Source organism: Aerococcus sp. L_32, from assembly GCF_050689315.1.
The window spans coordinates 1-1174 of the sequence record NZ_JBOEQF010000550.1 but is presented as its reverse complement, the minus strand read 5'-3'; the positions used below and the strand labels follow the sequence as shown (position 1 = coordinate 1174).

Below are 1174 nucleotides of genomic sequence, written 5' to 3'. Positions count from 1 at the left end.
GACTATAACGGTCACTTTGCCCACTCATTCTACTACGGAGTAACTGTCTTACCTCAAGGGGAAAGACACTTGCACGGTGAAATCGTATCTTACGGGGTATTAATCGTTCTACAATTGGCTAAAAAATATGACGAATTGAAAGAAATTCGTGATTTCATGATTTCAGTGGGTTTACCAACGTCATTAAAAGCCTTAGAAATTGAAAGTGATGAAGATTTGAAAACGGTATTAGATAAAGCCTTTACCTTAGATCATATTCAAACATCACCATTTGAAATTAACCGTCAAATGGTTGAAGATGCTATTCAAGAAGTTGAAAAATTAAACCAATAATTTGATGCATCATCATTTATATAATCGAGTGTGGGCTGTGGCGAAATGCTGCAGTCCTTATTTTGGATTTTTGAAGTGGTGAGGGCAGGGCGCAGGGCGGGTAAAGTAACTTTTGCAGTCGGTTCATAAAACATGATAGAATGATAGCGATGAATAAGAAGCTTTATGCATGTAGAGCCTTTTATATTTGGGGAAAAAGTGATACAATTGACTAATTGTAAAGCAGTTTTTTTACAAAGTACCCGGTTCTTACCAGAAGGATTTTAATGTGTTTGATAGGTGGTTTAGAATAACCAAGTAAACTAGCAAGGGACATATAAATTCATGAATCGGCCTTCAATATATAAATCAAAATAAGAGGCAAGTTGGCATCTGACTAAGTTGATGATTTGTCTTATTTTTCGAGAGGAGAACACTTAATGGACTTAAAAAATCAAGTTGCCCAAGTCATTAAATCGAGCATTGAAACTGAATTGACTTTGGAGCAAATTCAAAATCTATTAGAAGTACCAAAACATGAAGGACACGGGGATATCGCCTTCCCATGTTTTATTTTTGCTAAGGAATTGCGCAAAGCGCCTCAAGCCATTGCACAGGAAATTGCACCACAAATTGAGGGAGAAATTGTAGACCGTGTTGAAGCAGTTGGCCCATACATCAACTTCTTCTTAAATCAAACATTGGTGACACAAGCGATCCTAACTGAGATTTATGAAGCAGGTAACCACTTTGGTGAATTAGCCATTGGACACGGTGAAAATATCACCATCGATATGTCTAGTCCAAACATTGCGAAACCAATGTCAATGGGACACTTACGTTCAACTGTTATCGGGAATGC

At 37.4% G+C, this 1174-nt stretch carries 1 protein-coding gene and 1 pseudogene; both read left to right on the top strand.

Annotated elements, in window-relative coordinates; all coding sequences use genetic code 11:
* Nucleotides 1-333 (top strand): annotated as a pseudogene (locus tag ACRCJ0_RS14690) (iron-containing alcohol dehydrogenase family protein); the annotation flags it as partial.
* A gap of 419 nt (nucleotides 334-752) precedes the next feature.
* The coding region (gene argS, locus ACRCJ0_RS14685; RefSeq protein ID WP_431390949.1) for an arginine--tRNA ligase at nucleotides 753-1174 on the top strand (422 nt) is incomplete at its 3' end.